The organism is Pseudomonas sp. 3296 (assembly GCF_031456615.1).
Lineage (GTDB): Bacteria > Pseudomonadota > Gammaproteobacteria > Pseudomonadales > Pseudomonadaceae > Aquipseudomonas > Aquipseudomonas mucoides.
Genome location: NZ_JAVDUY010000007.1, coordinates 220,921 through 247,062 on the forward strand (window position 1 = coordinate 220,921; position 26,142 = coordinate 247,062).

General features: G+C 61.6%; 21 protein-coding genes. 14 read left to right on the plus strand and 7 right to left on the minus strand.

The window, feature by feature from the left end; translation table 11 throughout:
• Positions 1-3 precede the first annotated feature (3 nt).
• Positions 4-1,398 (plus strand): D-arabinono-1,4-lactone oxidase, encoded by a 1,395-nt coding sequence (locus J2X66_RS20370; protein ID WP_405046793.1) that lies wholly within the window; start codon positions 4-6, stop codon positions 1,396-1,398.
• 74 nt (positions 1,399-1,472) lie between these two features.
• Positions 1,473-2,681 carry a DSD1 family PLP-dependent enzyme gene (locus J2X66_RS20375; RefSeq protein WP_310268386.1) on the plus strand — a complete coding sequence of 403 codons (1,209 nt, stop codon included), beginning with the start codon at positions 1,473-1,475 and terminating at the stop codon, positions 2,679-2,681.
• 37 nt (positions 2,682-2,718) lie between these two features.
• Here J2X66_RS20375 and J2X66_RS20380 read toward each other — a convergent pair whose 3' ends face one another.
• Positions 2,719-3,663 carry a transporter gene (locus tag J2X66_RS20380; protein ID WP_310267617.1) on the minus strand — a complete coding sequence of 315 codons (945 nt, stop codon included), beginning with the start codon at positions 3,661-3,663 and terminating at the stop codon, positions 2,719-2,721.
• 208 nt (positions 3,664-3,871) lie between these two features.
• Between J2X66_RS20380 and J2X66_RS20385 the strand changes: the two genes are divergently transcribed.
• From J2X66_RS20385 to J2X66_RS20395, 3 genes are all read left to right on the plus strand, one after another.
• The gene (locus J2X66_RS20385) at positions 3,872-4,918 is read left to right on the plus strand and encodes an AraC family transcriptional regulator (RefSeq protein ID WP_310267620.1); all 1,047 of its coding nucleotides are present in this window, start codon (positions 3,872-3,874) and stop codon (positions 4,916-4,918) included.
• Positions 4,919-5,008: 90 nt separating this feature from the next.
• Positions 5,009-5,896 carry a Dyp-type peroxidase gene (locus J2X66_RS20390; protein WP_310267623.1) on the plus strand — a complete coding sequence of 296 codons (888 nt, stop codon included), beginning with the start codon at positions 5,009-5,011 and terminating at the stop codon, positions 5,894-5,896.
• Between the two features lie 16 nt (positions 5,897-5,912).
• Entirely contained in the window at positions 5,913-6,881 is a 969-nt protein-coding gene (locus J2X66_RS20395) for a Gfo/Idh/MocA family oxidoreductase (protein ID WP_310267626.1), read from the plus strand.
• A 61-nt stretch (positions 6,882-6,942) separates the two neighbouring features.
• Here the strand turns inward: J2X66_RS20395 and J2X66_RS20400 are convergent, their stop codons facing one another.
• Complete coding sequence (locus J2X66_RS20400; RefSeq protein ID WP_310267629.1) at positions 6,943-7,680, minus strand: TorF family putative porin; 738 nt, start codon at positions 7,678-7,680, stop codon at positions 6,943-6,945.
• A 108-nt stretch (positions 7,681-7,788) separates the two neighbouring features.
• The gene (locus J2X66_RS20405; protein ID WP_310267631.1) at positions 7,789-9,531 is read right to left on the minus strand and encodes an amidohydrolase; all 1,743 of its coding nucleotides are present in this window, start codon (positions 9,529-9,531) and stop codon (positions 7,789-7,791) included.
• A 103-nt stretch (positions 9,532-9,634) separates the two neighbouring features.
• Here J2X66_RS20405 and J2X66_RS20410 point away from each other — a divergent pair, with 103 nt between their 5' ends.
• From J2X66_RS20410 to J2X66_RS20440, 7 genes are all read left to right on the plus strand, one after another.
• Entirely contained in the window at positions 9,635-10,552 is a 918-nt protein-coding gene (locus J2X66_RS20410) for a LysR substrate-binding domain-containing protein (protein WP_310267634.1), read from the plus strand.
• A gap of 50 nt (positions 10,553-10,602) precedes the next feature.
• Positions 10,603-11,220 carry a transcriptional repressor LexA gene (gene lexA, locus J2X66_RS20415; protein ID WP_310267637.1) on the plus strand — a complete coding sequence of 206 codons (618 nt, stop codon included), beginning with the start codon at positions 10,603-10,605 and terminating at the stop codon, positions 11,218-11,220.
• Positions 11,220-11,837, plus strand: coding sequence for a translesion DNA synthesis-associated protein ImuA (gene imuA, locus J2X66_RS20420; RefSeq protein WP_310267640.1), 618 nt, complete (start codon positions 11,220-11,222; stop codon positions 11,835-11,837). The genes lexA and imuA overlap by 1 nt, the downstream gene beginning before the upstream one ends.
• Before the next feature lie 7 nt (positions 11,838-11,844).
• Complete coding sequence (locus J2X66_RS20425; RefSeq protein WP_310267643.1) at positions 11,845-13,260, plus strand: DNA polymerase Y family protein; 1,416 nt, start codon at positions 11,845-11,847, stop codon at positions 13,258-13,260.
• On the plus strand, positions 13,257-16,334 hold the full coding sequence (locus J2X66_RS20430) for an error-prone DNA polymerase (RefSeq protein ID WP_310267646.1): 3,078 nt from the start codon (positions 13,257-13,259) through the stop codon (positions 16,332-16,334). The genes J2X66_RS20425 and J2X66_RS20430 overlap by 4 nt, the downstream gene beginning before the upstream one ends.
• A 173-nt stretch (positions 16,335-16,507) precedes the next feature.
• The gene (locus J2X66_RS20435; RefSeq protein WP_310267649.1) at positions 16,508-18,619 is read left to right on the plus strand and encodes an ATP-binding protein; all 2,112 of its coding nucleotides are present in this window, start codon (positions 16,508-16,510) and stop codon (positions 18,617-18,619) included.
• A gap of 97 nt (positions 18,620-18,716) precedes the next feature.
• Positions 18,717-21,353 carry an excinuclease ABC subunit UvrA gene (locus J2X66_RS20440; RefSeq protein ID WP_310267653.1) on the plus strand — a complete coding sequence of 879 codons (2,637 nt, stop codon included), beginning with the start codon at positions 18,717-18,719 and terminating at the stop codon, positions 21,351-21,353.
• A gap of 152 nt (positions 21,354-21,505) precedes the next feature.
• Here J2X66_RS20440 and J2X66_RS20445 read toward each other — a convergent pair whose 3' ends face one another.
• Positions 21,506-22,027: a DUF4142 domain-containing protein gene (locus J2X66_RS20445; RefSeq protein ID WP_310267656.1), complete on the minus strand. Its 522-nt coding sequence runs from the start codon at positions 22,025-22,027 to the stop codon at positions 21,506-21,508.
• Between the two features lie 218 nt (positions 22,028-22,245).
• Between J2X66_RS20445 and J2X66_RS20450 the strand changes: the two genes are divergently transcribed.
• Positions 22,246-22,488 (plus strand): DUF465 domain-containing protein, encoded by a 243-nt coding sequence (locus J2X66_RS20450; RefSeq protein WP_310267659.1) that lies wholly within the window; start codon positions 22,246-22,248, stop codon positions 22,486-22,488.
• A 108-nt stretch (positions 22,489-22,596) separates the two neighbouring features.
• On the plus strand, positions 22,597-22,761 hold the full coding sequence (locus tag J2X66_RS20455; protein ID WP_310267662.1) for a hypothetical protein: 165 nt from the start codon (positions 22,597-22,599) through the stop codon (positions 22,759-22,761).
• A 54-nt stretch (positions 22,762-22,815) separates the two neighbouring features.
• Here the strand turns inward: J2X66_RS20455 and J2X66_RS20460 are convergent, their stop codons facing one another.
• The 3 genes from J2X66_RS20460 to J2X66_RS20470 form a co-directional block, all read right to left on the minus strand.
• Positions 22,816-23,907, minus strand: a complete 1,092-nt coding sequence (locus J2X66_RS20460; RefSeq protein WP_310267664.1) for an SMP-30/gluconolactonase/LRE family protein — start codon at positions 23,905-23,907, stop codon at positions 22,816-22,818.
• Entirely contained in the window at positions 23,904-25,049 is a 1,146-nt protein-coding gene (locus J2X66_RS20465; protein WP_310267667.1) for an SRPBCC family protein, read from the minus strand. The genes J2X66_RS20460 and J2X66_RS20465 overlap by 4 nt, the downstream gene beginning before the upstream one ends.
• Before the next feature lie 99 nt (positions 25,050-25,148).
• A complete protein-coding gene (locus J2X66_RS20470) occupies positions 25,149-26,012 on the minus strand; it encodes a LysR family transcriptional regulator (RefSeq protein ID WP_310267670.1) in 864 nt (287 codons plus the stop codon).
• Positions 26,013-26,142: the final 130 nt, after the last annotated feature.

The following is a 26,142-nucleotide window of genomic DNA, read 5'->3' on the forward strand; positions in this document are numbered from 1 at the left end:
TTCATGATGATGGACTTAACACGGCGTCAGTTGTTGCAACGGGCGAGTGTCATTGGCGCCTTTACCGCGCTCGGCTCCACACCGGCGCTGGCCGAACTGCTGCGCGCGCCACGGCTGATCCCTTGGCGTAACTGGTCGGGCGGCCAGAGCTGCCTGCCGGCGGCGCGGTTGGCGCCGAAGAATCTCGATGAGCTGACCCACGTTGTACGCCAGGCCCCCGGCCAGATTCGCCCGGTGGGTTCGGCGCATTCCTTCAGCGCGCTGGTGCCCACCGACGGCACATTGCTGTCCCTGAGCTATTTCACCGGGCTGCTCGATCACGACGCGAGAACCCTGCAAGCCGAGTTCGCCGCCGGCACGCCGATGTCGCGCATGGGCACACCGCTCAAAGACGTCGGCCAGGCCCTGCAAAACATGGCCGACATCGATTACCAGACCCTCGCCGGCGCAATCTCCACCTCGACCCACGGCACCGGCAAGAACTTCCAGTCCTATTCGGCCCACGTCTGCGGCCTGCAATTGGTGACGGCCACGGGCGAGGTGTTGGACTGCGACAGCACACGTCATCCAGAAGTGTTCAGCGCGGCGCGGGTGTCCCTCGGCGCGCTTGGGGTAACGACGAAAATTCGTCTGCAAAACCGCTCCGCGTATCGCTTGAGGGAACGGCAGTGGATCGCCAAGACCGAAGAGTTGCTGGAAGACCTCGACAAGAACACCCGGGAAAACCAGCACTGGGAAATGCTCGTGGTGACCCATTCCGACTACGCCTTGTCGATCGCCCTCAACGAAACCACTGACCCTGCGACACCGCCGATTCCGGCGGATGAGGAGGGCGGTAACGAATTCGTGACCTTGATCGAGAAGATCGACAAATACGGCAGCGACTTTCCGGACCTGCGCCGGACCCTGCTCAACAGCCTGCGCCACCTCGCCAGTTTCGACGACCGGGTGGGCGACTCGTTCGACATCTACGCCAACGTGCGCACGGTGCGTTTCAACGAAATGGAATATTCAGTGCCGGCCGAGCACGGCCCGGCGTGCCTGCGCGAGATCCTCAAACTGATTCACGACAAGGACCTGCGCACCTGGTTTCCGATTGAATACCGCTACGTCAAAGCCGACGACATTCCCCTGAGCATGTTCGAAGGCCGAGACAGTTGCTCGATCTCGGTCCACCAGCATTATCAGATGGACCATCACAACTTCTTCGCCGCCGTCGAACCGATTTTCTGGAAGTACAACGGCCGGCCGCACTGGGGCAAGTTGCATACGCTCAACGCGAAAAACCTGCAGCCGTTGTACCCGCGTTGGCAGGAATTCATTGAGGCGCGGCAAGCGCTGGACCCCAGCGGCAAGTTCCTCAATGCACACTTGGCATCGATTCTGGGGGTGAGCTGATGGCGGTGAATCGACGCAATTTCCTGATGGGGGCCGCCGGCGTCGGCGTGTTGATGGCGGGTGTCGGGGCGTGGCTGCGGCCGGGTGACCGAGGTGCGCCATACAACGATTATTTCAATACGCTGAACCGCGAACTCAAAGAACACGGGCCGATGCGGCCGGTGATGCTGATCGATCTTGACCGGCTGGATCACAACATCGATGCGGTGATGCTGTCGGTAAAACGCGGCGGCAAGCACCTGCGCCTGGTAGAGAAATCACTGCCAGCGCCGGGGCTGCTGGCCTACATCGCCAAGCGCGCGGGCACGCAGCGCTTGATGTCGTTTCATCAGCCGTTTCTCAATCATGATGCGGTGCAGTTTCCCGAGTCCGACATCCTGTTGGGCAAGCCGCTGCCCGTGCGTTCGGCCGAGTTGTTTTATCAGTCGCACAAAGGGACTTTTGATCCGTCGAAGCAATTGCAATGGCTGCTTGATACGCCTGAACGACTTCAACAGTACCTGGCGCTGGCGCAGGGTTTGGGCACGCGATTGCGGGTGAATATCGAACTGGATGTCGGGCTGCATCGTGGGGGTGTCAACGATACGGCGGTGCTCGGACCGATGCTCGCGCTGATCAGCAAAAATCCTCAGCACCTGGAGTTCGCCGGGTTCATGGGCTACGACCCGTTCGTGGGCATGGGTGTGCCGGGGATTCTGGGCTCACCCGAAGAACTGTTCGCCAAGGTCATGGTGATTTACAACCGCTGCGTCGACTTCACCCGTGAGCAATATCCCGGCCTGTGGCATCAAGGGCTGACCCTCAACACCGCCGGCAGCCCGAGTTATCGCATGCATGAACATGAACAGCTCAGCAGTGAGGTCTCGGTGGGGACGGCGATGCTCAAGCCGACGCACTATGATTTGCCGTCGCTGGTGGAGCATGTGCCGGCGGCGTACATCGCTACGCCGGTGTTGAAGAGCACCGGGGCGGTGAACATTCCGGCGCTGGATGACAAGTCCCGGCTGTTTTCCTGGTGGGACACCAATCAGCGCGAGACGTTTTTTATCTATGGCGGTAACTGGATGGCGGAGTTTGAATCGCCATCGGGGTTGCAGAGCAACGGGGTGTATGGCCGCAGCTCGAATCAGGAAATGGTCAATGGTTCGGCGGCGGTGGGGCTGGGGGTTGAGGACCAGGTATTTTTGCGGCCGACCCAGACGGAATCGGTGTTGTTGCAGTTTGGGGAGTTGCTGGCGGTTCGGGGTGGGCGGATTGTTGATAGTTGGCCGGTGTATTCCTGATGATCGTTCCCACGCAGAGCGTGGGAACGATCAATCGTCAGAACGCATAAGGAATACTGACCTTGGCCCACAACATTTCCCCTTCAGGCCGGTTCTCCACATCAAACTCCTTGGCCCAGCGAATCTCTGCCGTGGCGTACTGCAAAAAGGTCAGGTGCAACGCCGGACCAATCGCGAATACCTGTCCGCGAACCCCATCGTTCACGTCTTCGCCATTGAACTGTACGGTGTGGCCGAACTGTTTGTCGTCGGTGGTTTGCTTGAGGTAGTAGCCGTTCAACCCGAGCATCAAGTTGTCGGTGATTTTGTAACTGGCCGAATAATCGAAGTGGAAAATCTGCCCCGACTTGTAATCGGTGTCTTTGTTTTTCTCGTTGAAGCTGTACGTCGTCTTCATCGACACCTCGGTCTTATCCGTCGGCAGCCAGGTGAAGGAGAACAGCGGTTTGTAGGTATAGAAATTGTTGCTGGTGTTGGCCAGGCGATCGACGCTGTATTCGCCGGTCGGCACGGTGATTTCCAGCGCGGCCGCCAGGGTCAGGTTCGGGCCCATGTCCCACAGAATGATCGGCGCGACAGTGGTGTCACCCATGCCTTCGCGGGTGTCGTGCAAGCCGAATACCGCCACTTCCTGCTTGAGCCACGGCTGCGCAATGTAGCCCGCCAACCGGCCACCGAACACCCGCAGCGGGCTGAGGTAATCCAGGCGTGGAATCACCGCTGTGGATTCGATATCGACATCCGGCACTTTGCCGCCGAGCGAACTGATATTGAGCTTCGTGGAGGTGTAGTGGTTGTAGTAGAGGTTGAACGCAACCATGTTGTCCGGAAGGCTGTCGGGCGACAGCGGCAACATGAAAAAACCGTCGGTGCCTGGGCCGATGTTGTCCACGCCAGCCTCGGTGGCCAGTGCCGGATGAGTGGCGCAAATGCCGGCCAGGCTGATGACCAGTAGGGGAAATCTCGTGCGGGTCGGGATCATGGGGGTACTCATTATTATTGTTAGCGGGCTGTCCTGCGTCCATACGAGGGCCGCCACATAGAAATAAGCTGTCTGTGCGGTGCAAGGCAGGGTATTGGCGGCCATTTAGGGGGACTTCTGCGGACAGCCTTTGAACCCTGTGCTAACTTCTTTCGACATAACCGGTAACAAAAATAAGAATGCAGTTCGCCCCGGAATGTATGGCCCCATGCAAATGAAAGTGATTGATCCCACCTTTGAACTGGCGCTGGTGTCGCCGTTTCTCCTGCAAACCCTCGCCGAAGTCGCGAAGCAAAAAGGCATCAACCCCGACAGCCTGTGCCGAGGGCTGGGTTTTACCTTTGAAGATCTTCAGGACCCGGCCCAGCGCATTTCCTATCGGCAGGCCGTGGCGATGATTCAGCGCGCGCTCAAAGCCTTGCCCAATCAGGGCCTGGGCTTGTGGGTCGGCGCGCAGAATGTGCTCGGTACGCTGGGGTTGCTGGGGCATGTGTTGTCGCTGTGCAAGACCTTGCGCGATGCCTTTGAGCTGGGCATTCGGCATCAGCACACCTCCGGCGGGATCGTGGTGTCGAGCGTGGAGGAGGAGCGGGACCGGGTGTTTGTCGACGTCGAATGCCGCTTGCCGTTCGCCGATGTGCAACTGTTTGCGGTCGAGGAGTTTTTCGCCAGTCTGCTGGTGTACGGCCGGGCGTTGGTCGGGGCGGATTTCAAGCCGATGGCGGTGGAATTCATGCATGCTGCGCCGGATTATCTCGACGAATATTCGCGCGTGCTGGGGCCGGACGTGCGCTTCGGCTGCTTACAAAATCGCATGGTGATCGCGGCGCATTGGCTGGATGTTCACTTGCCCAACCACCATTCCCTGGCCTTGCGTCAGGCGGTGAAATTGCTGGAGCTGGAAGCCGCGCAAGTGCACCAGAAAATGGACTTGATCCAGGCTGTGGAACGGGCAATTGCCCGCGACCTGACCGAGGGCAGTCACATCGAGAAAATCGCCGGCGACCTGAACATGAGCAGCCGCACCTTGCGCCGCCGCCTCACCGAACATGCGCTGACCTTCGAAACACTCCTGGAACAAGTGCGACAGGCCCGCACCATGAGCCTGCTGGCCAACCCGGACATGTCCATCGAACGCATCACCGAAGAAGTCGGCTACAGCGACGTACGCAGCTTCCGCCGCGCTTTCAAACGCTGGACTGGCATGAGCCCGAGCGCATTCCGCAACGAAACCCCAGCCCTGGATCCCCTGTAGCAGCCTCGCGCTGCTCGTCAGCTGCTACGGGTCGTGCACACAAACGCTCATCCTCCGGTTAAACTCCACGCTCTTTTTCAAGGAGTTCATATGAGTTATTACCAGCCGGGCATTCTCGCCACCCCCGTTCCGCCTCAAGCTCGCCATATGTTCTTCGCCCTCGAATCCGCCGAAGCCTTGCCGGTCGCGCTCGATAACTTGATGCAACTGGTGGACGGGAAATCGGCTGTAGTCGGTTTTGGCGAGTCGCTGGTCAAGGCGTTGCACGCTCAGGTCGATGGCCTGCGAGCCTTTCCGGCATTGACCGGTGTGGGCGTCGACAACCCGTCGACGCAACACGCACTCTGGTGCTGGCTGCACGGCGTCGACCGCGGTGAATTGCTCAATCGCAGCCAGGCCATCGAAGCCGCGCTGGCACCGGCCCTGCGCCTGGTGCAGATGAACGAAACCTTCCGCCACATGACCGGCCACGACCTGACCGGCTACGAAGACGGTACCGAAAACCCTCACGACGAAGCCGCTATCGCTGCCGCCCTGTTGAGCGAAGGCGCTGACGGTCTGGTCGGTGGCAGTTTTGCCGCGATCCAGCAGTGGCAGCATGACCTCAAGGGCTTCCACGCGCTGCCGTCCCATGAAAAGGACAACATCATGGGCCGTCGCTTGAGCGACAACGAAGAACTCGACGACGCGCCAGTTTCAGCCCACGTCAAGCGCACCGCCCAGGAAAGCTTCGCACCCGAGGCGTTCGTGGTCCGTCGCTCGATGCCGTGGATCGAAGGGGATCGCGCCGGCCTGATGTTCCTCGCGTTCGGTTTTTCCCTCGACGCGTTCGAAGCGCAACTGCGGCGCATGAGCGGTCTGGAAGACGGCATCACCGACGGTTTGTACCGCATCAGCCGCCCGATCACCGGCGGCTACTACTGGTGCCCGCCGCTCAAGGACGGTCGTCTGGACCTGCGCGCCTTGCGCATCGGCTAACCCACAGGAGTTGAACATGGACGTGGTGCGGTGGGGCATGATCGGTTGTGGCAGCGTTGCCGAGCGCAAGAGCGGGCCAGCCTTTTACAAGGCGCCCGGTTCGGCACTGGTGGCGGTGATGGGGCGGCGTCTGGAGGCCGTGACGGATTACGCCACGCGCCATGGCATCGCCCGGGTGTACACCGACGCGCAAGCACTGATCAATGACCCCGAGGTGGATGCGGTGTACATCGCCACACCGCCCGACAGTCACCACGCCTACAGCCTGATGGTGGCCGCCGCCGGCAAACATTGCTGCGTCGAAAAACCGATGTCGCTGAATGCCGGGCAAAGCCGCGAGATGCGACAGGTCTTTGCCGACGCCGGATTGCAGCTGTTCGTTTCCTACTACCGACGTTCGCTGCCGCGCTTCCAGCCAGTGCGGCAGTGGCTGGAAGCCGGGCGGATCGGCGAGGTCCGGCACCTGACCTGGACCCTCACCAAAGCCCCGTCGCCAGTCGACCTGGGCGGCTCACACAACTGGCGCACGGACCCGGACATTGCCGGCGGCGGCTACTTCGCCCACCTCGCCAGCCACGGGTTGGACCTGTTCCAGTACCTGCTCGGCGACATCACCGAAGTCGCCGGTTTCACCGCGCGACAGGCCGGGCTGTATGCCGCCGAAGATGCAGTCAGTGCTACGTGGCGGTTTGCTTCGGGGGCGACTGGCATGGGCTGCTGGAACTTCGTCGCTGACCGGCGCGAGGATCGGGTCGAGGTGATCGGCAGCCAAGGGCGGATCAGCTTTTCGGTGTTCGATGAACACCCGGTGCAGCTTCACGCAGATGAGCAACTCAGCCTGCACATCGACCATCACGAGCACATCCAGTGGCATCACGTGCTGGGCATGAACGCACACCTTCGCGGTCAAGCGCAGCATCCGGCGGTGGCCGGGGAAGCGTTGAAAACCGACTGGGTGATGGACCAGATCCTCAAACGCCGCTGAACCATCAGATTCAACGCGATCCTGTGGGAGCGAGCTGGCTCCCACAGGGAATTGGCGTGGGTCAGAAGGACTTGCTGACGCTCGCCACCACGGTGGCGCTGCACAGGTCGTCGTAGCCCCAGTTGCTGGTGCATTGGCTTTTCGACAGGTCGGTGTCGATGTAGCTCAGGCCCAGCATCACACCGGCCAGTTCGTGGGTCAGTTTGACTTCCCATTCGCGGTACGAGTCTTCGGCATGGCCCGAGCTCGAGTACAGGTGCGGGTCCTTGAAGTCCATGTTGCCGTAGCGCAGTTTCAGGCCGGTGTCATACGGCAATTGGGTTTCGTAACCGACATAGCTGTACAGCGAGTTCTGCTTGCTGTCGATGCCCGGTGCATCGTCGGAGTAATAGGCGCCAAGCTTCACCCCGTAGACGCTGAGAATGCCGTAGACCTCGCTCTGGTTGAACTGGCTTTCTTTCGGGTAAGTGTATTTGAGGTAACCGATGTCGAGGTTGACGTCCTCGGTCGCTTCCCAGAGCCAGCCGCCGTAGTAGTCGACTTCCTGACGGGTTTTCAGGCCGCCGCCGAAGTCGACGTTCGAACTCCAGGCACCCATGTACAACCCCGTGCTGTGAGCCAGGGTCACACCGGCCTGCACGGCGGGGTCATTGAGTGTTTGCGAAATACCACGGGTGCGGTAGTCGCTCGCCAGGGTCAGGTCCACCAATACGGAGAAGTCGTCATTCAAGACGATGGCCTGGCTGCTCAACGGCAGCAGACTCAAGGAACCAAGGGCGAGCAGGGTGAAAACTTTCATGAATGCAGTCCCGATATTGTGATTGTTATGGGCAGTTTTTTGTGGCAAAGCGGCGCCGAATCCCGGTCTTGAACACGGGATCGGGCAGCGGGTTACAGCGGGTTTTTATTAGAGGGTCGGTGCGTAGACTTCGCGCCCGGCAAACCAGGTTTGCAGCACTTTTGTGTCGCTCAGGGCCTTGTTGTCGACGGTAAAAACATCACGGTCGAGCACGATGAAGTCCGCTTGCTTGCCAGCAACCAGCGAACCGATCTGCTTCTCCAGACCGATGGTTCGCGCGGCATTCGCGGTGTAGGCGTAGAACATCGTTTCCCGATCCACGGCTTCTTTGATGTTCAGCACGCCCATCGGGCCGACACGGGTGATGGCCTGGGCCATGGCATTCCACGGATTGGGCGACGACACCGGCCAGTCACTGGCCCCCGCGATGGTCGCGCCTTGCTTGAGCAGCGAATGCGCCGGGTATTGATAGCGGAAGGCGAGGGCGCTGACGTAAGGCTTGATCATGTCCGTGGTGTAGTCGTCGGCCGAGGCCCACAGCAGTTGCATCGAGGCGATGACGTTCAGCGGTTTGAACCGCGCAAACTCCTTCGGGTTGACGATTTGCAGGTGGGTGATCGAGTGCGTCACGCCGCTCTGGCGATCCTTGCGCGCCTGTTCGATACCATTCAGCGACTCCCGCACCGCGCGGTCGCCGATGGCATGGATGTGCACCAGCCAGCCGCGCTGGTCGATGGCGCTGACCAGTTCGCCGAAATGCTTCGGATCGATCAGCAGCTCGCCCTGTTTGTGCGAGTTGTTGTAAGGGTCGATCATCGCCGCGCTCTGGGCCGGGAATTCGATCACGCCGTCGGCGAAGATCTTGACGCCGGGCAGGGTCAGGTTGGGGATGTCCTGAAATTGCTGGCGAACCTTGTCCAGCGTCTCGAGATCGGCCGGTACGCTTTTTGAGTTGGCCACCAACAGGGCGGCTACGTGGACCGTCATGCCACCGGCTTCGGCCAGGGCTTTGTAGGCCGGCAGCACGCCGACGGTTTTCTCCGTGGGCTTGAGCGCGAACAGCGGTTCGCCGGGCGCGGCATTGGCGGCGGGGTCCATCCAGGCGGTGATGCCGAAGCTGTTGTTGTAGCGCACAGCCGATTGGGCGGCCTTGAGCATGTCGGCGGAGCTCGGCACGGGTATTTTCGAGGACACCCGGTCCCAACCGGCGTCCACCAGGAAACCGTTGGGGGTGCCATCGGCACGTTTGCCGATGGTGTCCACTTCGGCGGCGGGCAAAGACTTGAGCAGCGCGGCATCAATCCCGGCGCGCTTGAGCATGAAATCGTTGGCCCAGGCCGTGTGGTGGTCGCTGCCGGTGAACACCACAGGCACGTTGGCCCATTCACCGTTATTGAATATTTTGCCCAGTGCTTCGGCCTTGGCCCAATACACCGAACTCATGCCGGCGATGGTCAACACATCGCCGTGTTTGGCCTTGCCGTCGTCACGCCAGCCGCGCAGGCGTTTTTCCAGTTCATCGAGCTCGACCACCTCGTCTTCCATGTTGGCCGAGACCATTTCCAGACCGCCGAAGATCGCGTGGGAATGGGTGTCGATCAGGCCAGGCATCAGGGTTTTACCACCCAGATCCACCACTTTTGTTTGTGGCGTGATCAAGGCTTTGATCTGTGCATCGCTGCCGACTTGCAGCACCTTGCCGTCCTGTACCGCCAACGCCTGTGCCTTCGGTTGGGCACGGTCGGCGGTGAAAATCTTGCCGTTGATCAGCACCAGATCGGTGGCTGCCATGGCTTCCATCGAGGCAAAACTAACAGCGGCCATCAAGAGATTCGGGATGAATCTTTTCATTGAATGTTTCCTTGTTATTGCGTCTGATGGCCAGATTAGTGGCAGCTTGTGCGCAGCAGAACGCCTTCCTCACGAAAAACGTTTTTGCCGGAATGGAAAAAGTATGGACAAGTTGGGTGCATTGAAAATGTTCGTGGTCACGGCGCAACTGGGCAGTTTCAGCCGTGCCGCCGAGCAACTGGGCAAGACCCCGTCAGCCCTGACCAAAGCGGTCAACCATCTGGAAGCCGAACTTGGCGCGCGCTTGTTCGAGCGCAGTACCCGGCGGATTCTGCTGACCGAATCCGGGCGTCTCTATCTGGAAACCGCGCGCCAGGTGTTGCAGCGGCTGGAGGAGGCTGGCGAAGAAATCGAACAGCTGCAACATGGCCTGCGCGGCAACCTGAAAATCACCGCGCCGCTCGCCTATGGGCAGGCGTTTCTCGATCAAGTGTGTGGCGGTTTTCTCGAGCAATACCCGCAGATCAATCTGCAGGTGGACCTGTGCGATGAGTTCGTCAATCTGCTGGAAAGCGGCTATGACCTGGCGTTGCGCGAAGGCCATGATGATTTGCCGGGGTTGATCGCCCGCGTGGTCGGCAGTAATCGCCTGGCGCTGTGCGGCAGCCCGGCCTATCTGGCGCGCAAGACTTTGCCGGTCACCCCGCAGACCCTCGATGACCACGAATGGCTGCTATACCGCCATCCGCTGCTCAGCCGCGAATTCTGGTGGGTCGAGCGTGACGGGCAACGCCTGAGCCTGCCGCAGCCGCCCCATCCGCGGTTGCGCAGCGACAATTACGATCTGCTGCTGGCCAACGCACTGGCCGGGCGCGGCTTGTTGCACACACCGTTGTGGAGTGCCGCGCCGTACATCGCCGATGGCCGGTTGGTGCAACTGATGGCCGACTACGACATCGACCCGGACAGCTTTGGCCCGCACATTCTGGCGGTGTACCCGAGCCATCGACGGGCGACCGCGAAGGTGCTGGCGTTTATCGATTACATCGCAGGGTTTCTGGCGTCCCGAGGGTTGAGCTGATTGATCCCGCTGCTACAAGTCCTTGCCAGGAAAATGGCAAAAGAGTACAAATGTACTCCATGACGACTTTAACTCCCCGCCGTACCGCCATCCTGACCTTTATCCGCGACCGAATCGCGGAGCACGGTCAGTCCCCGAGCCTCGCTGAAATCAGCGAGGCCTTTGGTTTTGCCTCCCGCAGCGTGGCGCGCAAGCATGTGCTGGCGCTGACCGACGCCGGTTTCATCGAGGTCAACCCGCATCAGGCCCGTGGCATTCGTCTGCTTGGGCAACCGGCGCGCCCCGAGTTGCTGGACATTCCGGTGCTCGGCCGGGTCGCGGCAGGGGCGCCGATCGGGGCCGATGCCGAGGTGCACAGCCGATTGCTGCTGGACCCGTCGATCTTCTCGCGGGTGCCGGATTACATGCTGCGGGTTCAGGGTGATTCGATGATCGGGGACGGCATTCTCGACGGCGATCTGGTGGGCGTGCGACGCAACCCGGAAGCGATCAATGGCCAGATCGTGGTGGCGCGACTGGACGGCGAAGTCACCATCAAGCGCTTCGAGCGGGCCGGTGACACGGTCCGCCTGTTGCCGCGCAACCCGGCGTATCAGCCGATCATCGTGCAGCCGGGTCAGGACCTCGCCATCGAAGGGGTGTTCTGCGGTCTGGTGAGGCAAGGGTGATGGGCGCCGTCGTTGCGCTGGATACGCTGTTCAATGGCGGCCAGGTCTGGAAGGGCCGGCCTGCGCCACCGGCCGTCAGCCCGCAACCCAGCGGGCATGCCGCGCTGGATGCGGCGTTGCCCACCGGGGGCTGGCCGGAAGCGGCGCTGACCGAAATTCTCCTGGCCGGGCAGGGCGTCGGCGAGTTGCAACTGGTGTGGCCGGCACTGGCACGGTTGTCGGCGGCGGGCGAGCGCATCGTGCTGGTGGCGCCGCCTTACGTGCCGTATCCCCAGGCCTGGCAGAACGCAGGGGTCGATCTGCGCCAATTGTCGGTCATCCAGGCCAGCGAGCGCGATGCCTTGTGGGCCGCGGAACAATGCCTGCGTTCGGGCAGTTGTGGCGCCGTGCTGTGCTGGCCGCACAAGGCCGATGACCGGGCGTTGCGCCGTTTGCAGGTGGCGGCGGAAACCGGTTCGACCCTGGCGTTCGCCTACCGCTCGATCCATGAAGCCGTCAATCCTTCGCCCGCCGCCCTGCGCATTGCCATCGACGCCAGACCCGCGCAATTGCGCGTGCTCAAGTGCCGGGGCGGCCTTGCGTGTTCGACGCCGATTGCCTTCCCCATGGGGCATTGAGGTTGCCATGCGCTGGGTTTGTATTCTTTTCCCGCAATTGGCGCTGGACGCGGTGCTGCGTCAGCGCCCCGATCCCGATGAGCCGCTGGCGCTGCTGACCGGCCCGGCGCAGCGCCGGGTGTTGCAGGCGGTCAATGCGTCGGCGCGGGCGCTGGGCTTGCGTCCGGGGCAGTCGATGACCGCCGCCCAGGCCTTGAGCAAAGGCTTTGCCACGGCTGAATACGATGCCGCCGATATCGAACACTGGCAACAGTTCCTGGCCGCGTGGGCCTATCGCTTCAGCTCTCAGGTCAGCGTGCATTACCCGCGCGCCGTGGTGTTTGAAATCGAGTCCAGCCTGGGCTTGTTCGGGCCTTGGCCAACCTTCGAGGCGCGGTTGCGTGCCGAGCTCGGCGAGCTGGGCTTTCGTCATCGGATCGTCGCGGCGCCCAACCCGGTGGCCGCGCGGGTGTTGGCCAATGTCTATGACGGGCTGGTGGTGCCGGACAGCGACGCCTTGCAGCACCATCTGGGGCAATTGCCTGTCGACCGGATCGCGTTGGAGCCCGGCGTTGCCACGGCGTTGTCGCGCATGGGCTTGCGCACCTTGAGTCAGGTCCAGGCGCTGCCACGACAGAGCCTCGCCCGACGTTTCGAAGCCCAGGTGCTCAAGCACCTGGACGCGTTGACGGGGGCGCGCCGACTGGCCCTGGCGTTCTACCTGCCGCCGGACCGTTTCGACGTGCGCATCGAGCTCAATTTCGACGTGCAGTCCCATCAGGCGCTGCTGTTTCCGCTTCGCCGGCTGACCGGCGATCTGTCGGCCTTTCTCTGCGGTCGGGACAGCGGCGTGCAGCGTTTCGACCTGCACCTGGAACACGCCGGCCTGCCGGACTCGGTGATCAAGGTCGGCCTGCTCAGCGCCGAGCGCGATCCGGCGATGCTCTTCGAACTGGCGCGAGGGCGACTGGAGCAGGTACAGGTCGAAGCCCCTGTGCGCGGTTTTCGGTTGCGTGCCGAAGACTTGCCGGCCTTCGTCCCGCAGTATCAGGAGCTGTTCGACGACCGCCCGCAGCAATCCTTGCCCTGGGAACAACTGCGCGAACGCTTGCGCGCGCGGCTCGGCGATGAGGCGGTGCACGGCTTGCGCTTCCAGGCCGATCACCGCCCAGAGTGCGCGTGGCAGGCGCGGGTCGACAGTCAACTGTGCGCGGGGTTGCCGGGTGTGCAGCGTCCGGGCTGGTTGCTGACGCAACCGCAGGCGATCCACGAAAGCTCGACACGCATCCTCATGGGCCCGGAGCGCATCGAATCCGGCTGGTGGGACGGCGCCGACGTGCGTCGGGATTACTACCTGATCGAAACCCGTTCTGGCCAGCAAGGCTGGGCGTATCGGGCGGTGGGTGAGGGCGGTCCGCTGTGGCTGCAAGGCTGGTTCGCATGAGCATCGACTATGCCGAGTTGCACTGCTTGTCGAACTTCAGCTTCCAGCGTGGCGCCTCCAGCGCCCTCGAACTCTTTCAACGGGCGAAAAAGCACGGCTATCAGGCGCTGGCGATCACCGATGAATGCACCCTGGCCGGCATCGTCCGCGCCTGGCAAGCGGCCAAATCGGTGGAGCTACCACTGATCATCGGCAGCGAAATCCGCATCGAGAACGGCCCGAAGCTGGTGCTGCTGGTGGAGAACCTTGAGGGCTACCAGACCCTGTGCCGGCTGATCACCCGGGCGCGACGTCGCACGCAAAAAGGTCAGTATCAGGTGTTGCGCGAAGACTTCAGCGAGCCGATGCCGGGGCTGTTGGCGTTGTGGGTGCCGGACACGGTCGATGACGTCGAACAGGGCCACTGGCTGCAACAGACCTTCGCCGAACGCCTGTGGCTGAGCGTCCAGTTGCATTGTGGCCAGGACGATACCCGGCGCCTGGAGGCGCTGCTGACCCTGGCCCGGGAACTGCGTATTCCTGCAGTGGCCAGCGGCGATGTGCACATGCACACCCGTGGCCGGCGCGCCTTGCAGGACACCATGACCGCGATCCGTCATCACCTGCCGGTGGCCGAAGCCGGGCTGCGCCTTCATCCCAATGGCGAGCGGCATGTGCGCAGCCTGGCGGTTTTGCAATCGATCTACCCGCCAGCCTTGCTCGATGAAACGTTGGCCATTGCCCGGCGCTGCACCTTCGACCTCGGGCAGTTGCGTTATCAGTACCCACGGGAATTGGTGCCGCAAGGTCAGACAGCCACGTCCTGGCTACGTCATTTGACGGATGAGGGCATTACATGGCGCTGGCCCAAAGGCCCGAAAACGGCGGTCCTGACGCAGATCGACAAAGAGCTGGAGCTGATCGCCGAACTGGGCTACGAGAGCTACTTCCTGACGGTGCACGACATTGTGCGGTTCGCCCGCGACCAGCACATTCTGTGTCAGGGGCGGGGATCGGCGGCCAACTCGGCGGTGTGTTTTGCCTTGGGCATCACGGAAATCGATCCGGATCGCACCACGTTGCTGTTCGAACGGTTTCTCTCCAAGGAGCGCAACGAGCCGCCGGACATCGACGTCGATTTCGAACACGAGCGTCGCGAAGAGGTCCTGCAGTACGTGTTTCAGCGTTATGGCCGGACCCGCGCGGCATTGACGGCGGTGGTCAGCACTTATCACGCGGCCGGCGCGGTGCGTGACGTGGCCAAGGCGCTGGGTTTGCCGCCGGACCAGATCAATGCGCTGGCCGATTGCTGCGGCCACTGGAGTGATACCGCACCGCCCGTGGTACGCCTGCTGGAAGGCGGTTTCGACCCCGAAAGCCCGGTGCTGCGCCGGGTCTTGAGCCTGACCCAACAGTTGATCGGCTTCCCTCGACACTTGTCGCAGCACCCCGGTGGCTTCGTGATTTCCGAGCAGCCGCTGGACAGCCTGGTGCCGGTGGAAAACGCCGCCATGGCCGAGCGCACGATCATTCAGTGGGACAAGGATGACCTCGACGCGGTCGGTCTGCTCAAAGTCGATATTCTGGCCTTGGGCATGCTTAGCGCCATCCGCCGCTGTTTTGATCTGCTGCGTCGCCACCGTAACCTTGACCTGAGTCTGGCGACGATCCCGTCCGAAGATTCGGCCACCTACGACATGATTGGCCATGCCGACACCATTGGCGTGTTCCAGATCGAGTCCCGGGCACAGATGTCGATGCTGCCCAGGCTCAAGCCGCGCAAGTTCTATGACCTGGTGATCGAGGTGGCTATCGTCCGTCCGGGCCCGATTCAGGGGGGAATGGTCCATCCGTACCTGCGCCGTCGCAACAAGGAAGAGCCGGAAACCTATCCCTCCCCGGAACTTGAAGCGGTGCTCAAGCGCACCCTGGGTGTGCCGCTGTTCCAGGAGCAGGTCATGCAGATCGCCATCGTCGCCGCCGACTACAGCCCCGGCGAGGCCGATCAGTTGCGGCGTTCCATGGCGGCCTGGAAGCGCCACGGCGGGCTGGAACCGCACAAGGATCGGCTGGCCGCCGGGATGAAGAAAAACGGCTACACGGCCGAGTTCGCCGCGCAGATCTTCGAGCAGATCAAAGGCTTCGGCAGCTACGGTTTCCCCGAGTCCCACGCCGCCAGTTTCGCCTTGCTGACCTACGCCAGTTGCTGGCTGAAATGCCACGAGCCGGCGGCTTTTGCCTGTGCGCTGATCAACAGCTGGCCGATGGGGTTCTACAGCCCGGACCAGATTCTCCAGGACGCGCGCCGGCATCATTTGCAAATTCGCCCGGTGGACGTGCGCGCCAGTGACTGGGATTGCAGCCTCGAACCGATAACCGTCGGGCAACCGGCGATTCGCATGGGGTTACGGATGATCAAGGGCTTTCGCGAAGACGATGCCCGGCGCATCGAAGCTGCGCGCGCGCGCGGGGTGTTTGTCGACATCGCCGACCTCGGCGAGCGTGCACGACTGGATGCCCGCGCCCAGGAGCAACTGGCTGATGCCGGTGCGTTACGCGGGTTGGCCGGCGACCGGCATCGGGCACGCTGGGAGGTGGCTGGGGTGCAAAAGCAACTCGGTTTGTTCGTCGGCCTGCCAAGTCAGGAAGAGGACGTCGTGGCGTTGCCCAAACCCACCGTCGGCGAAGACCTGCAAGCCGATTACGCGAGTGTCGGCACCACCCTCGGCCCGCATCCGCTGGCGTTGTTGCGCGGTGAACTGAAAGCCCGGCGTTGCCGCAGTTCGCACGAACTGATGACGGTCGAACACGGGCGGCCGGTCAGTGTCGCCGGGCTGGTGACGGGGCGACAGCGGCCGGGCACCGCCAGTGGCGTGACCTTCGTGACCCTGGAAGACGAGTTTGGCAACGTCAACGTGGTGGTCTGGCGCGACCTGGCTGAGCGGCAACGCCAGGTCCTGGTCGGCTCGCAATTGCTCAAGGTCGATGGCCGCTGGGAAAAGGAAGGCGAGGTTCGCCACCTGATTGCCGGACGCTTGAGCGACCTGAGCTCATTGCTCGACGGCATCAGCGTGCGCAGCCGGGATTTCCGCTGAATGCGAAAAAGTGGCTCCCACAGTGAAAAGGGGGAGCGCAGAAGACCCGAAGTATCAGCTAACCTCTATGAAACCATTTGACGTCGGCGATGCTCGAAACAAACGGGCCGCGCCGTCTCCACACTGCGGCGATCCCTTGAGCCAGTTCACCTACAGGGACTAAGAGCCAGTCAATGCAGTTTCTAGACGAAAGCCACGGGTGTGCCGGCTGGAACGGCGAAATGGCCGGGCGCATTCGTGCGTTCGACTGGGGCCAGACCGAACTGGGCAGCCTCGACACCTGGCCCGCGAGCCTGTGCAGCACAGTGCAATTGATGCTGGCCTCGCCACTGCCGCTGGTGATGCTCTGGGGCCGCGCCGGGTACATGATCTACAACGATGCCTACTCCGAATTTGCCGGTGGCCGCCACCCATACCTGTTGGGCTCCCCGGTGGAACTGGGTTGGCCGGAAGTGGCCGAATTCAATCGGAACGTGGTCGATACCTGCCTGGCGGGCGGCACCTTGTCCTACCGCAATAAAGAACTGGTGCTGCTGCGCGATGGCATTCCCGAAGACGTCTGGCTCGATCTTTATTACAGCCCCGTGGCCAATGACGAAGGCAAGCCTGCCGGGGTCATGGCGATAGTGGTCGAGACGACCGAGCATGTGATTTCCGAGCGCCGCCGCCAGGCCGCCGAAGACGCCTACCGCGCCGACAATGAGCGGGTTCGCCTGGCACTCAATGCCGGTGCCTTGCTCGGCTCGTTCGTCTGGGACATCAAGGCCAACCGGCTCTCTGGCGACGAGCGTTTCGCCCGGACCTTCTCCTATCCCGCCGATCAGGACCTGACCAACCTGCCGACGGAGGTCGCCGAAGCGAAGATTCACCCCGACGACCTCAGTTGGGTACAGGAACAAGTCAATCAATCTGTCGAAACCGGCGAGCCTTTTAATGCCGAGTATCGCGTCCTGCGCCCGGACGGCACTTACTTGTGGGTGCAGGCGAGCGGTTGTTGCGAGTTCAATGAACAGGGCGAGCCATTCCGCTTTCCTGGCGTATTGATCGACATCCATGAACGCAAGTCCGCCGAAGAATCCTTGCTCAGGTTCACCCGCAACCTGGAACAGCGCGTCGCTGACGAAGTGGACGCGAGGCTGGCCGCCGAAGAACAACTGCGCCAATCGCAGAAACTTGAAGCCATCGGAGGCCTCACTGGTGGCGTGGCCCACGACTTTAATAACCTGTTGCAGGTGATCGCCGGCAACCTGCATTTGCTGGCTCGGCACGAACCGGACAACGCCAATGTGCAGCGTCGGGTCAGTGCATCCATTGCCGCGGTCGAACGTGGGGCGAAACTGTCGTCGCAATTGCTTGCGTTCGCCCGCCGCCAGCCACTGTCGCCAGCGGTGTGCATTCCACGGCAGGTCTTCGATGATCTGGCGGAACTGCTGCAAAGGGCGCTGGGGGAAACCCTGCAGGTCAAGGTGAGTGCCCCGGATGATCCCTGGCATATTTTCGTGGATCGCAATCAACTGGAAAACGCCATTCTCAACCTGGCGATCAATGCCCGTGATGCCATGAAAGGAGAGGGGACCATCGGTCTGAACGCCGAGCACATCACCCTCGACCAGCAGTTTTGTGCGGGCAAGGGCATCGTGGCCGGCGACTATGTGTGTGTCGCGGTGACAGACACCGGTGTCGGCATGCCGCCGCAGGTGCTTGCGCAGGCCTTCGAACCGTTTTTCACCACCAAGGCCGACGGCCAGGGCACCGGGTTGGGGTTGAGCATGGTGTTCGGTTTCGTCAAACAGAGTGGCGGACACATCGAAATTTCCAGCACCGAGGGACAAGGCACTCGGGTGCAGTTGTACTTTCCGCGAAGCCTGCGAGCGGCGCCCAGTGAAATCACGCAGCATAGTGCGCAGCAGCGCGGCGGGCACGAAAGCATTCTGGTGGTCGAAGATAACGAAGCGGTCCGCGCCTCGGCGGTGGAATTGTTGCGCGAAGAAGGCTATCAGGTGCTGACAGCGGCCAACGGCGACCAGGCGATGCAGATGTTGCTGGAGGGCACGGCGGTGGATCTGATTTTCACTGACGTGGTCATGCCCGGTCTGATCAAAAGCGCGGACTTGGCCGCCTGGGCCAAAGTGCAGAATCCTCCGGTGGCGGTGTTGTTCACCTCCGGGCATACCCGTGACATTATCTCGCGCAACCACCAACTCAGCCCCGACACGCATTTGCTGAGCAAACCCTACGGGCCTGAATCACTGACCCGAATGGTGCGTACGGTCCTCAATGGCTGATACACCGCCAGTGGGAAATCAACTGAGATCAACTATGGGAGCGAGCTTGCTCCCACAGGGGATTTGTGTTTTTTCAATATCTGATTAAGGCCACTCGATGACATCCAAGCGCACCTCCAACCCTCCCTCCGGCATGGTCAGGGTGCGTGGCGCCCGGGAACACAACCTCAAGAACATCGATGTCGACATTCCGCGCGATGCGCTGGTGGTGTTCACTGGTGTCTCCGGTTCGGGCAAGTCATCGCTGGCGTTCTCGACCCTCTACGCCGAAGCGCAGCGCCGCTATTTCGAATCCGTGGCGCCTTATGCGCGGCGGTTGATCGATCAGGTTGGCGTACCGGATGTCGATTCCATCGAAGGTTTGCCGCCGGCCGTTGCCTTGCAACAACAGCGGGGTACGCCCAGTACCCGGTCTTCGGTGGGCAGCGTGACGACCCTGTCGAGCCTGATCCGCATGCTCTACTCGCGGGCCGGCAGCTATCCGCCGGGGCAAGCGATGCTGTACGCCGAAGACTTCTCGCCCAACACCCCGCAAGGCGCGTGCCCGGAGTGTCACGGGTTGGGGCGGGTTTACGACGTCACCGAAGCGCTGATGGTCCCCGACCCGAGCCTGACCATCCGCCAACGCGCGGTGGCTTCCTGGCCAACGGCCTGGCAGGGGCAGAACTTGCGCGACATCCTCGTGACCATGGGCTACGACGTCGATATCCCATGGCGCGAACTGCCGAAAAAGCAGCGTGACTGGATCCTCTTCACCGAAGAGACACCGACGGTGCCGGTGTATGCCGGGCTCACGCCGGAAGAAACCCGGGTCGCGCTCAAACGCAAAATGGAACCGAGTTATCAGGGCACGTTCACCGGCGCCCGACGCTACATCCTGCACACCTTCACCCATTCGCAAAGTGCGCTGATGAAAAAGCGCGTTTCGCAATTCATGCTCGGCAGCCCATGCCCGTTGTGTGACGGTAAACGGCTCAAGCGCGAGGCGCTGTCGGTGACATTCGCGGGGTACGACATCGGTGAGCTATCGCAGATGCCGCTGCTACAAGTGGCCGCCGTACTGAAACCAGTGGCGGCGCACAGTTACCTGGAACAGGCCGATGAGGCGGGCGAGGTGTTGACCCACCGGCAAACCCGCGAGGCTCGGGAAGCGCGGGTTGCCCACGGTGCCAGTGGGCATGCCAACGCGCCGGATGTGCGCCACACACCGAATCTTTCGGTGGAAAAGCGCCTGGCCGCGCAACGCATCGCTCAGGATTTGCTGGAACGGGTCAGCACCCTGACGGACCTGGGCCTCGGTTACCTGGCACTGGAGCGCAGCACGCCGACGCTGTCCTCCGGCGAGTTGCAGCGTCTGCGGCTGGCGACGCAACTGGGCTCGCAACTGTTCGGTGTGATCTATGTGCTGGATGAGCCCTCGGCCGGTCTGCATCCGGCGGATGGCGAGGCGTTGTTTGAAGCCCTGCAACGTCTGAAAGCAGCCGGTAATACGCTGTTTGTGGTTGAGCACGATCTGGAAACCATGCGCCGGGCCGACTGGTTGATCGATGTCGGCCCGGCGGCGGGCGAGAATGGCGGCCAGATTCTTTATAGCGGTCCACCACCCGGGTTAGCCGCAGTGGCGAACTCCCAGACACGCGCCTACCTGTTTGCTGAACAGGTCGCCAAACCCCGTGCCAGCCGCAAGGCCAAGGATTGGCTAAGGCTGGAGGGCATCACCCGAAATAACCTGAACAACCTCAGCGTCGAGTTTCCGTTGGGCTGTTTTACCGCCGTGACGGGTGTGTCCGGATCCGGTAAATCGAGCCTGGTCAGTCAGGCCTTGCTGGAACTGGTCGGCGCGCATTTGGGCCGGGCCACCAGCGACAACGAAGTCGAGGCGTTGAGCCTTGAGGACGATGCGCCGCAAGTCAGTGGCGGTCAGGTCACGGCGGGGCTGGCATCGATCAAGCGCCTGGTGCAAGTCGACCAGAAACCCATCGGCCGCACGCCGCGCTCCAATCTGGCGACCTACACCGGGCTGTTCGACAACGTGCGCAAGCTGTACGCCGCCACGCCCGAGGCACAGGCCGAAGGCTACGACGCCGGGCAGTTCTCCTTCAACGTCGCCAAGGGCCGTTGCGCGACCTGCGAAGGTGAAGGCTTTGTCAGCGTCGAATTGTTATTCATGCCCAGCGTTTACGCGCCATGCCCGACGTGTCACGGCGCCCGCTATAACCCCGAGACACTGGCGATCACCTGGCAAGGGTTGAACATCGCGCAGGTGTTGCAGTTGACGGTGGATGAAGCGGTGGAGGTGTTCGCCGAGCAACCCGGCATTCGCCGTTCGCTGGACGTGTTGCGGGATATCGGTTTGGGGTATTTGCGACTGGGGCAGCCGGCGACTGAATTGTCAGGCGGTGAAGCGCAGCGGATCAAACTGGCGACTGAACTGCAGCGTAATCAGCGTGGGGCAACGTTGTATGTGCTCGATGAACCCACGACCGGTTTGCATCCACGGGACGTTGACCGGTTGCTGGAGCAGTTGAATACGCTGGTGGTCGCGGGGCACACGGTGATTGTGGTCGAGCATGAAATGCGCGTGGTCGCGCAGAGTGACTGGGTGATCGACATCGGGCCGGGGGCGGGGGATCAGGGCGGGAAAATCGTCGTGGCCGGCACGCCCCAGACAGTGGCTAAGAGCAAGAAGAGCCGGACTGCGCCATTTTTGGCTCGAGTGCTCGGTAGGGCTTGATGGGTTGATTATGCTGGCCCCATCGCGAGCAAGCTCTCTCCCACATTGGAAGGTGGTTGGCTGTGGAAAGGAGCAGACTTGTAGCAGCTGGCGAAGCCTGCGTCAGGCTTCGCCAGCTGCTACAGGGGGGACGTTGTGGCCTCCAGGTCGAGTTATTTGTCGGGGTGGGCAGCCTGGAGTTTTTTCGCCATTTCCAGGTGTTTTTCCAGGGCAGGCAGCATTTTTTGTGCGAAGCCTTTCAGCTCGGTGGCGCCCTTGACCTTGTCGTCCGTCACGGTGTTGGCTTCTTTCTTGAACAATTCGATGGTGTCTTCGTGGGCCTTCACCTGGTTGTTTGCGTACGCCGCGTCGAAGGATTCATCGCGCATGTCGAGAATTTTCTCCTTGGCCTGTTTGACCAGCGTCGTCGAGTCCGGCACCTCGATGTCATGCTTTTTCGCCAGGGCCGCCAGTTCATCGTTGGCCTTGGAATGATCGGTGATCATCATGTTGGCGAACGCCTTGACGTCGGCCGAAGTGCTTTTTTCCAGCGCCAGGCGACTGGTTTCGATCTCGGCAATGCCGCCAGCGGCTGCTTTGTCGACGAAATCATTGGAGGTGGCGGCAAATGCCGTGCCCATGCTGCTGCTCAAGGCGACGGCCAGGGCGAGGTGGCGCAGGGTGAATCCGTCCATTGGTCATTCTCCACACAGGTTTGGGTAGTCGATCCTGTGGATCGTTACTCTGTGGAGGCTGGCGTCCGGGTAAAGGTTTTATCGCATTTGCGACAGGACGACGAACGGACACCGCCGGTCTGACAGGTGGTCGACAGAACGCGTAAACCAAGGCCATTCTGATAGTTGGTGAACGCAATCGATCGCGTTTGCTACCGATCATCAAACGGAGGTGTTCCATGCCGGTGAACCACGATCTGTATCAGGACTTGAAGGTTTCAAAGGAAGAGATCCAGCAAAGACGCACCAAGGATCCGTTACTGGATTCGCTGATCAACAAATATTCCCAGGCGGACGCTGAAGTGGTGAAGGCCGAGACCGCGAAATCCGATGCGCCCAGTGATGACCAGTTGAAGAAGCTCAAGGAACATCGCTTGTTGGTCAAGGACAAGATCGTCCAGCAATTGCAGGCATGGTCCTGACACGTCGTACCGAGCCACCGACGACCGGTGACTGAGAAGTGGAACGGCGTCAAAACCGGCACCTCGAATGTCATGAGTCATCGTTAACGACTCACTGAGAGGTGCCTTATGTCCAATCCCGGATTTCCGAGTGAAGAGCAGGGCGGGTACGACCCGATCCCGACTCATCCCGAGCCGTTGAGCCCGAACCACATCACCACCCATCCCGATAGCGAGGATGACGACCCGTTGCGTGAGCACGACGATACGGCTGACGATGAAGATCCCGATTAACCCACGCATTTCCCCTGTAGGAGCGAGCCTGCTCGCTCCTACAGGGGATCTGGGTTATTTCTGGAGGGCGGTGCTTAGCGGCAGGCGGGCCATGTTCATGGCTTTCAACGACCCGAAATACAGCCAGTCCCCATATTCGCGCACCGTCGTGATCGGCGAATAATTACCGCTGGTGCCATCCTGCAGATTGGCAATCACCTTGCCGTCCACATCCAGCCCGAGGGCAAAAGCCCGGTTCTCCACCGGTTTAGGCAGCACCGTCAGTGCTCGGACAATCATTTTGCGCACGAACGGGTGCGGCGCCGTGCGGTCCAGCAGCGCGTTGCGCGGTGAGTAGAGCGCAACCCAGAACCGGTCGCGGCCGTTGAACGAGAGGTTGTCCGGCAGCCCGGGCAAGTTGTCGATAAACAGGTCGTGCGTGCCGGCTTTAGGCCCGGTCAGCCAGAAGCGGCTGATGCGGTAGGCGCCGGTTTCGTTGACCAGCACAAAGGCGTCGTCCGGCCCCAGCGTCACACCGTTGGCAAATTCGAGCTTGTCCAGCAACACATCGGTCTTGCCGGTCTGGAAGTCATACCGCAATAAACGGCCATCGCCCCCATGCTCGATGATCGCCTCGCCATCCTTGCCGTAGCCCCAACGGCTGGAGGCGTCGCTGAAATAGGCGAAATGCCCGGGTTTGTCGATCGCCACGTCATCGGTAAAGCCAAAGGGCACGCCGCCCGCCGTGGTGCTCAAAGGGATTAACCGGCCTTGGGCATCCAGAGAAAGCAGCCCTTTGACGCCGTCTGCGACGACCAGCAAACCATTCGGGTGACGCGCCAGGCCCAATGGTCTGCCACCGGTATCGGCGAGCACTTTGGTTTGTTTGCCGTCGAGGCTGGTGCGAATCAATCGGCCGTCATGCAGGCCGGTGATCAGTGTGTCGCTCTCCAGCAGCAGGGCTTCCGGTCCCTCAATGTCAGCCGGGCCGACACGCTCAACGCCTTTGAGGCGTTCATTGTCGGCGTAGTCGCCGCTGGTGAGGGAGGGCGCCGGGGGCGGATTCCAGGCCACCGGGCGAACTTTGGTCGGGAACAGCAACAGGAAGGCACACAGGGCAATCAAGAGCAGTAACACCAGATGCCGGAACTTGATGAGTCTTCTCACACATGGGCTCCGGCGGGTGTCAGTTGTTTTTGCGCCATCTCGCGCAAGGCCAGCATCGACTCGGCGGATTCACGCTCGATGCGCCGCTTGAGCAACAGTTGATTGGCAATGCGCATCGCCACGCCCGCGAACTGGTACTCCAGCGTACGGATAAACTGCGTGCCGTCACCTTCGACGGTGCATTCGTACGTCACCACCAGCGACAATCCGTGATCGCCCCGCGCCCAGGCACTCCAACGGCGCCCCGGCAGGTATTCATTGACCTCCCAGCTCAGGTGCCCGTCGCGCCCGCCGGCCCGGATATCCTCCTCGAACCGTGAGCCGGCGTGCAGCGCCCCAGCCTGACCGTCGACCTTGAGGGACGACGGATGCCACTCCGGCCAACGGGTGACGGTACTGGCGTAGGCGAGCACGTCAATCGGGTTTCCGGCGATAACGATCTGGTGCTGCATGCGGGTCATGGGCGTTCTCGTCAAGGGGAGGGGGTCATGATCCGGTTCCCAGTAAAGGGTGCCGAACAGGTAATCCATCAGTGGAAACACGATGTTGAAGTTGCGCTCCTGCATCAGTTCGCGACGGTGATGCAGTTCATGCAGACGGCGCATCTGGCGAATCCACGGCAGACGCGTGACCGGGTTGCCGGGCGGCAGGTGTTCGCAGGCATGAAACACTTCATAGGTCAGGTAACCGAGCACCAGGCAGCCGCCAAACAAGCCGGCGACGTTGGTATCGAAGCGACCCAGCAGCCACCACAGGGGCAGGGTAATGACGACGGTATGGACCACGATCAGCCAGGCTGGAAACAGAATCACCCGCCAGTCCCGGGCGCTGTCGTAAGTCATGTGGCCGGGGGCGAAAAAGCTGTGATGGTCGCCGGCGTGGCGGGCGTAGAACATCCGCGCGAAGCTCTTTTTGTGATGCCCCAGGTCTCGATGAACCTTGTATACACCGAAGTTGAAGAACAACAGTGTGACCGGCACCGCCAGCCATTCCAGCGGGGTGACCTGACGCACGGTGCTCCAGAATCCGCCGATGGCCAACACCCCGAAAATGAGCACAAACGCGCCGTGCAGCCATGGGTTATAGAGGGGATGGATGTCGGCGCGATAGCGGTTGCGGAATGCCTGGGTGGTCTGCCTCACTGCGGTCACCTCTGCTTGTAGTTATCACCAGCAGATTAGCTGATCTCCCCGCAAAGGCTGGCGCTACTTAGAGGACACAAACGCCATGATCCGGTGTGCTCAGGTCAGTGGATTCCAGCGCTGCGACCAGTCTTCATCGGACTGGATCACTTCACGCAGCAAATCGAAGGCCCGTTGCAGGGTCGCCGAGTCGCGATCGCGCGAATACACCAGGTAAGTCGGGTAACTGAATTCCGGGGCCTTGGGCACGGCTTCCAGGACGCCGCTTTCCAGGTAGCTGCGGACCACACGCGTACGGAAGTAGCCGCTGCCGCCGTTTTCGAGGATGTACTGCAACCCGAGCGGGCCGAGGTTGAAGCTCAACGGGGCTTTGGCTTTTTCCGGCAGGGCTGCATCGTGCTGGCGGCGGAAGTCCGGGCCCCAGTCGATGTACACGTATGGATCGGGTTTGCCGGGCAACCGCACCAACACCAGTTTTTCTTCCAGTACCTGCTCGACTTGCAGGCGTGGCCAATACTCCGGCTGATAGACCAGCGCGGCATCGAGTACGCCCAGCTCCAGCTGCCGCAGGAGGTTTTCGCCGTCGCGGATTTCCATGCGCAGAGCGTGGCTGGGAATCTTCTCGCGCAGTTCGCCGGCCCAACTTAGCATCAACGGGTTGCACAGGCTGACCTCGCCACCGATGTGCAGCACATCGCGATAACCTTCTGGCAGCGGCAAATCCCGACGCGCCGCTTCCCAAGTCTCGACCAGTTGGTTGGCGTACACCACAAAGGCCTCGCCATTGGGGGTGAGGCGGGCGCCAGCACGGTTGCGCACGAACAACGTGCTGCCGAGCTGGCTTTCCAGTTTCTGCACGCGCGCGGTGATCGCGGTCTGGGTGACATGGAGTTTCTCGGCCGCCGCAGCGAGGCTGCCGTGACGGACGATTTCCAGAAAGGTGCGGGCGAGGTCGATGTCCATGGGGCGGCCGGTGCGGGAGGTGCTGGCATTGTAAACAGATCCTGCCAGAACCGGCTCATGTAGCAGCTGGCGAAGCCTGCGTTCGGCTGCTACAGGTATCGCATCGACGCAGTCGGATTAGCGGTTCTTT